The following is a 6,611-nucleotide window of genomic DNA, read 5'->3' on the forward strand; positions in this document are numbered from 1 at the left end:
TCGACGAGGGAGTGAACTTCGATGGATCCGTCCCGCTGCGTCGTGCTGGCGCCGATCAGCGGCTACCTGGAGCCCGAATGTGCCCGGGGGCTGGCGCAACTCGAGGCACGCGGCTATCACGTCCGTGCGGTGCCCAGGTACGCCGCGATCGATCAGGGGCGCAGTCAGCTGGCGACCGACGCGCTGATGGACGATTACGAAGCGTTGATGTGGATCGATTCGGATATCGGCTTCGACGCGGATTCGGTGGATATGCTGCGCGAGCACGATCTTCCGGTGGTGTGCGGGATCTACCCGCGCAAGGGCCGGCGGGAGCTGGCTTGCAAACTGCTGCCCGAAACCCCCCGGGTCGTCTTCGGCGAGGGCGGCGGACTGATGGAGATCCGTTATGCGGCAATGGGTTTCTGCTACACCCAGCGAACGGTCTACGAGCAGATGATCGTGCACGAGGAACTTCCGGTGTGCAACAAGCAGTTCGATCGCATCACGGTGCCGTACTTCCTGCCGATGGTGCTGCCGGAGGGGACGGAGCACTGGTACATGAGCGCGGAGTACTCGTTCTGTGAGCGGGCCCGGCGCAGCGGTTTCCAGATCATGGCCGACACCCGGATCCGCCTGGGCCACATCGGGCGACACACCTTCCAGTGGGAGGACGCGGGCACCGATCAACAGCGTTTCGCCACCTATGAGTTCAATCTTCGCTGACCCCGAGCGGCGTTCACGCGGTAAACTCGGACGAGTTTCCGCACGAGGAGATTTCGCTGTCGTGAGTAACGAGAGAGCCAAGGCCGACCTCGCCGACCTGCTGGACACGGTCAACACCCACATCCGGTCGATCGCCGACGCACAGCGTCAGCGCACCGAGCTCGTCGCCACCGCCACCGCCGAGGAGGGCCGGGTCGAGGTGACCTGCAATGCCGACGGTGTGCCGATCGACATCGTGTTCGGCGATGACATCGACGATCTGGACTACGACGAGATCGCCGCGGCGGTGCTGGAGGCCGCACAGGATGCCGCGGCCTCGGTCGCCCGCCGGGCCGAGGAGTTGATCGCGCCGGTGCGCAAGACCCGCTCCCGGCTGCCGAGCCTGTCCTCGATCGTCGCGGACCTGCCGGATCTGCAGGTGAAGGTGCCCGAACCCGAACGTGCGTCGTTCGATCCGCCTTCGGCGCGCAACAAGGAGCAGTCGGGCCAGGCCCAGCCCTGGTCGGTATCCGACGACGACTGATCTGCCCGTGAGAGCGAGGACCCGTGAACGAGCTTGCGAGTGAACCATTGATGCAGCGCGCATCGCGCATGCCGGAACCGAACGCCAGCGAGGTGGAGTCATGAGCGAACCGGTAGAACTGAATCCCGACGGGCTGCGCAAGGCCGCCACGGAGTTCGACGACGTCTCCGCCAGCACCAAGGCGCTCCTGGACAGATTGCAGTCCGCCAGCGGCGCCAAGGGCGCGCCCTGGGGCGACGACAAGAACGGCAAGAGGTTCGCCGAGGGCGACAAGGGCTACATCACCAATCGCGACGGGATGTTCAACACACTCTCCCAGCTGGTGACCGTGTTCACCGACAACGCGAACAACCTGCGGGACTCCGCGAACACCTTCGAGCAGAACGAGAAGGACTCCTCGCAGTAGCGGCGTGCGCCGCCACGGGCCGATCGGCCCGCGCGACTCACACGCCGTCGGGCAGGATGTCGCCCAGTTCCCGGGTGACGTGGTCGAGATATCGGGCGACGTACTGACCGATCAGCTCGCCCGCCACCCGGCCGGGCATCGACCGCGTCATCGACAGGTGTCCGACCAGTTCGGCCACATCCTGCGATTTGCGATCGGACCGGCGGAACTCCCGCACCGCGGTCCGCTCGAACATGTCCACGAACTGCCGGGCGATGTGGTCGCAATCGTCTCGCAACCGCTCGATTTCGTCGAGCACCCGGGTCGGCGGCACGCCCGCGCCCATCAGCTGCGCGGCGATGTCGACCAGATGCGGATCCTTGACCCGGTACGTGGTGGCATCCAGCGGCTCGTACAGGCCGGTGGCCACCACGCGGGCCAGGCCGTTCGGGATCTCGCTGTAGCGTTCGGCGAGTTCGGTTGCGGCAACCGTGGTTTCGGCCGCCACGGCAACAGGTTTCGGGGCCGCGGGCGCGGGCGAGGTGGATGCGCTGACGCCGAGCACCGCGGCCAGATCGTCACCGCGATCCCACGCCTCGAGCAGATCACGCACACCGTTGAGCTTGATGCCGCGATCGAGCAACCGGCTGATGATCCGTACCCGGTTCAGATGTTCGTCGCTGTAGAAGCCGGTGCGCCCTTTCAGCTGCGGGGGCGGCAGCAAACCGCGCTCGTTGTACACGCGCAGCGTGCGCACGGTCATCCCGGCCTCGCGCGCCAACTCGTCGATCGTGAACTCCGATTCCACAGCCATACCTCCAGGAAACCATATGGAAACCCGTGTCCACAGTGCCCGTAACCACCGGGTTTCGGTGAGAGCCATGGGTTTCCATGACGTTACATATGAACTTACCTCTTGCATGTGCCATTTATCAGCGGTACGTTACACCACACAGCGGTATGATCGGCATCACTAAGGAAGGTCCCGCACATGACCACAGTTCAACCTCCTCCGGAGACGCAGGCACATTCCCTGCACGCGGAGGACGAGGGCTACCACAAGGCGCTTCGGCCTCGCCAGCTGCAGATGATCGCGATCGGCGGCGCCATCGGCACGGGCCTGTTCCTGGGTGCCAGCAAACGCCTCCATGACGCAGGCGCGGGACTGTTCATCGCGTACGCGGTGTGCGGCATCTTCGTCTTCTTCATACTTCGCGCCCTGGGCGAGCTGGTGCTGCACCGGCCGTCCTCGGGCTCGTTCGTCTCCTATGCGCGCGAGTTCTACGGGGAGAAGCTCGCCTTCGGCGTCGGCTGGATGTACTTCTTCCACTGGTGCATGACCGGTATCGCCGACATCACCGCCATTGCAACCTACGTCCACTACTGGGGGGCCACCAAGGTCATCCCGCAGTGGCTGATCGCGCTGGTAGCGCTGGCCATCGTGCTGAGCATCAACATGATCTCGGTGAAGTGGTTCGGTGAGATGGAGTTCTGGGCCGCGATCATCAAGGTCGTCGCGCTGGTCGGATTCCTGGTCCTGGGCGTGGTGTTCCTCGCCGGGCGGTTCAAGCTGGACGGCGACACCACCGGCTGGACGGTGATCAGTCACAACGGCGGTCTGTTCCCGAACGGCACCTGGCCACTGGCGTTGTCCGTCACCGGCGTCGTGTTCTCTTACGCGGCAGTCGAATTGGTGGGCACCGCGGCCGGTGAGGCCGAGAACCCCGAGAAGATCATGCCCCGCGCGATCAACTCGGTCGTCGCCCGCATCGCCCTGTTCTACGTCGGCTCGCTGGTGCTGCTCGCGTTGCTGATCCCGTTCAAGGCGTTCGACCCCGACACCAGCCCGTTCGTGACCTTCTTCTCCAAGCTGGGCATCCACGGCGCCGGCACGGCGATGAACCTCGTGGTGCTCACCGCGGCGTTCTCCAGCCTCAACGCGGGTCTGTACTCGACCGGTCGCATCATCCGGTCCATGTCGATGAACGGCAGCGCGCCGAAGATCGGTTCGAAGATGTCCTCGCGGGGCGTGCCCTACGTCGGCATCCTGGCCACCGGCTGCGTCGCGCTGATCGGTGTCGGGCTCAACGCGGTCGTCCCGAAGGAGGCGTTCTCCATCGTGATGAACGTGTCCGCGCTGGGCACCATGTTCGCCTGGACCGCGATCCTGCTGTGCCAGCTGCAGCTGTGGCGGTGGGCGAAGCAGGGCAAGATGTCGCGGCCGTCGTTCCGGCTGTTCGGCGCCCCGTACACGAGCTACGCCACGCTGGCGTTCCTCGCGGCGGTCGTGCTGATCATGGTGTTCAGCGGCGATCGCACGCAGTGGGGTGCGGTCCTGGCGATGGTCGTGATCGTGTTCCCGCTGATGATCGGCGGCTGGTTCCTGGCCCGCAAGCGGGTGATCGAACTGGCCAACGCACGGGTCGGCTACACCGGTCAATTCCCGGTCCTGGCCGAGCGTCCGATGGAGAATCGGGAGGCCAGGCTGCCCGGTTCGAGCTCGAGTCCGAGCGCGAGCCCGGACGATGAGGCACAATCGCACTGATACCCGACGATTCCGGTAACCACCGGAACACCGCCGGGACCGGTCCCCGCCGCTCCGCAGTACGGATCACTCCGGCTGCGGAGCGGTGGGGTTTCCGGGTCACTGCGAGGTTCGAGGTTCTGAGAAGACGAATGGCCGAGAATTCCAGCCCGCCCGGCCACCCGAGTCCACCTCCGTGGGCGACGCGCCAGCTGCGCGAGGCCGCCGATACGTCCTACCGCTGGGCGACCCGGCGCGCGGTGGTCACCCAGCCCAGTTCGTGGACGGGACAGGAGGATTCGGTTCCGGCCGAACCGGACACCGAGCGACGCTCGCGTCCCGGGGTGCGGCGGGTGGGTGTCGGGCTGATCTCGCTGCCGCGGGTGAATCCGATCGATCCGACCGCGGCGGTGCTGCGCGATCCCCAAGTGCCCGAGGACAAACGCTTCTGCTGGAAATGTCAGCAGCCGGTCGGGCGATCCGAGGAGAGCGCGGCCGAACCCACGGCGAGTTCCGCGGCGCACGACGTGTCGGCCGGAAGCTGCGCGCAGTGCGGCTCCCCGTTCAACTTCCGGCCCATGCTCGAACCCGGCGAACTGGTCGCCGACCAGTACGAGGTGCGCGGCTGTCTGGCCTACGGCGGGATGGGCTGGATCTTCCTGGCCCGCGACCGCAACGTCAGCGGGCGCTGGGTGGTGTTGAAGGGGTTGCAGAATCCCCTGGACATCGAGGCGCACGTGGTGGCGCTGGCCGAACGCCAATTCCTTTCCGAGATGGCGCATCCGGCGATCGTGAAGATCTACAACTTCGTCAAACACCGTGGCGCGGACGGGATCCCGTGCGGATACATCGTGATGGAGTACGTCGGCGGGCGCTCCCTCAAGACCGAACTGGACGAGCGCGCCCCCGAATTCCTGCCGGTCGCCGAGGCCGTGGCCTATATGCTCGAAGTGCTTCCGGCACTGGACTATCTGCATTCGTTCGGGCTGGCCTACAACGACCTCAAGCCGGACAACATCATGGTCAGCGAGGACGAGGTCAAACTGATCGACCTGGGCGCGGTGGCCGCTCGCCAATCCGGCGGCAGTCTGTACGGCACACCCGGTTATCAGGCGCCCGAGTTCACTCGCACCGGCCCCACCGTGGCCTCGGACATCTACACCGTCGGGCGCACCCTGGCCGCGCTGACCATGCGCATGCCGACCGATGCGCACGGTCACAAACTTCCCGGCATCCCCTCGTCGCAGGACGGATCGGTGCTCGAGCGCTATCCGGCCTTCGCCCGGCTGGTGCACCGGGCCACCGATCCCGATCCCGCCCAGCGCTTTCCGTCCGCCTACGCGCTGTACCGGCAGCTGCTCGGCGTGCTGCGCGCGGTCCTGGCCGAGGACACCGGTCGGGAGTATCCCCAGGTATCCACCGTATTCAGCGCTCCGAGAGGGGATTTCGGCATCGAGACGCTGCTCCGGCAGACCGATGCCATCGCCGACGGGGTGCGCCGCACGCCCGAGCTGGACGCGGCGAATGTGGCTGCTGCCCTTCCGGTTCCGTTGATCGACGGCGAGGATCCCAGCGCGGATCTGCTCTCGCCGCTGCTGCACGGCGATCCGCATCGGGCGCTGGACACCCTGCGCCAGGGCCGGGAGAACATGCGCATCGGCAAGATCGCCATGCCGGACACCTTCGAACTGGAAGGCGCGTTGACCGAGGTCCGCGCCTATCTGGACCTGGGTGAAGTGAAATACGCGCGATCGAAACTGGACACGCTGCGCACGGGATACCGGATCGACTGGCGCATCGAATGGTATGCCGCGGTCGCCGATCTCGTAGACGCGGATTACGACAAGGCTTATGCGCGTTTCGATCTCGTCGCCGCCTCGGTGCCCGGCGAGGCCGCGCCGCTGCTGGCCCTGGCCGCGACCGCGGAACTGCTGCTCGAATCCGAGCCCGAGGACGCGGACCGGTGGGAGCGCGCGGCGACCGATCACTACCGCGCGGTGTGGCGCTCCAATCGCGGGATCGCCAGCGCTGCTTTCGGATTGGCTCGCTGCCTGGCCGAGGCCAAGGACCACAGCGCCGCCGTGGCCACGCTGCAGCAGATGCCGGAGACCTCGCGCCACCACGATGTCGCCCGGATGACCGCCTGCCTGCTGCTGGTGACCCGTCCGGCCGACGAGCTGACCCGCGAGGATCTCGACGCGGCCGCCACACACCTGCACGGTCTGCACGACGAGCCCCGACTGCACCAGTTGCGGGTGCTGGTGCTCAGCGCCGCGCTGGACTGGCTGCGCCGCGGCGGATCTCCCCCGGCCCCGGGGTCGACGATCCTGGACCTGAACTACTCCGACGAGGCGCTGCGCGAGGGAATCGAACTGGCACTGCGTCATATCGCCCGCACCACCCCGCGCCGCCTGCAGCGGTACGCGCTGATCGATCTGGCCAACCGGCTGCGGCCACGATCGTGGTGGTAGTCG

6 protein-coding genes are annotated in these 6,611 nt (G+C 66.5%); 5 read left to right on the forward strand and 1 reads right to left on the reverse strand.

The annotated features are described in order from the left end of the window. Positions 1 to 21: 21 nt before the first annotated feature. The 3 genes from K7711_RS01930 to K7711_RS01940 all read left to right on the forward strand — a co-directional run bounded on the left by K7711_RS01930 (position 22) and on the right by K7711_RS01940 (position 1,634). On the forward strand, positions 22 to 705 hold the full coding sequence (locus K7711_RS01930) for a hypothetical protein (protein WP_222964294.1): 684 nt from the start codon (positions 22 to 24) through the stop codon (positions 703 to 705). 61 nt (positions 706 to 766) lie between these two features. Next, the gene (locus tag K7711_RS01935) at positions 767 to 1,228 is read left to right on the forward strand and encodes a YbaB/EbfC family nucleoid-associated protein (RefSeq protein WP_222964295.1); all 462 of its coding nucleotides are present in this window, start codon (positions 767 to 769) and stop codon (positions 1,226 to 1,228) included. A gap of 100 nt (positions 1,229 to 1,328) precedes the next feature. Next, positions 1,329 to 1,634, forward strand: coding sequence for a WXG100 family type VII secretion target (locus K7711_RS01940; RefSeq protein WP_222964297.1), 306 nt, complete (start codon positions 1,329 to 1,331; stop codon positions 1,632 to 1,634). A 37-nt stretch (positions 1,635 to 1,671) separates the two neighbouring features. Here the strand turns inward: K7711_RS01940 and K7711_RS01945 are convergent, their stop codons facing one another. Further along, positions 1,672 to 2,427 carry a MerR family transcriptional regulator gene (locus K7711_RS01945; protein WP_222964299.1) on the reverse strand — a complete coding sequence of 252 codons (756 nt, stop codon included), beginning with the start codon at positions 2,425 to 2,427 and terminating at the stop codon, positions 1,672 to 1,674. 177 nt (positions 2,428 to 2,604) lie between these two features. Here K7711_RS01945 and K7711_RS01950 point away from each other — a divergent pair, with 177 nt between their 5' ends. Together K7711_RS01950 and K7711_RS01955 are read left to right on the forward strand one after the other, a co-directional pair. Next, entirely contained in the window at positions 2,605 to 4,158 is a 1,554-nt protein-coding gene (locus tag K7711_RS01950) for an amino acid permease (RefSeq protein WP_222964301.1), read from the forward strand. Between the two features lie 131 nt (positions 4,159 to 4,289). Continuing rightward, complete coding sequence (locus tag K7711_RS01955) at positions 4,290 to 6,608, forward strand: serine/threonine-protein kinase (RefSeq protein WP_222964303.1); 2,319 nt, start codon at positions 4,290 to 4,292, stop codon at positions 6,606 to 6,608. The last annotated feature ends 3 nt before the right edge of the window (positions 6,609 to 6,611 follow it).

The organism is Nocardia coffeae (assembly GCF_019890715.1).
Taxonomy (GTDB): Bacteria; Actinomycetota; Actinomycetes; order Mycobacteriales; family Mycobacteriaceae; genus Nocardia; species Nocardia jiangxiensis.

Coding starts and splice junctions, on each gene's coding strand:
- K7711_RS01930 (WP_222964294.1), top strand. CDS start 22: ATGGATCCGTCCCGCTGCGTCGTGCTGGCGCCGATCAGCGGCTACCTG.
- K7711_RS01940 (WP_222964297.1), top strand. CDS start 1,329: ATGAGCGAACCGGTAGAACTGAATCCCGACGGGCTGCGCAAGGCCGCC.
- K7711_RS01945 (WP_222964299.1), bottom strand. CDS start 2,427: ATGGCTGTGGAATCGGAGTTCACGATCGACGAGTTGGCGCGCGAGGCC.
- K7711_RS01950 (WP_222964301.1), top strand. CDS start 2,605: ATGACCACAGTTCAACCTCCTCCGGAGACGCAGGCACATTCCCTGCAC.
- K7711_RS01955 (WP_222964303.1), top strand. CDS start 4,290: ATGGCCGAGAATTCCAGCCCGCCCGGCCACCCGAGTCCACCTCCGTGG.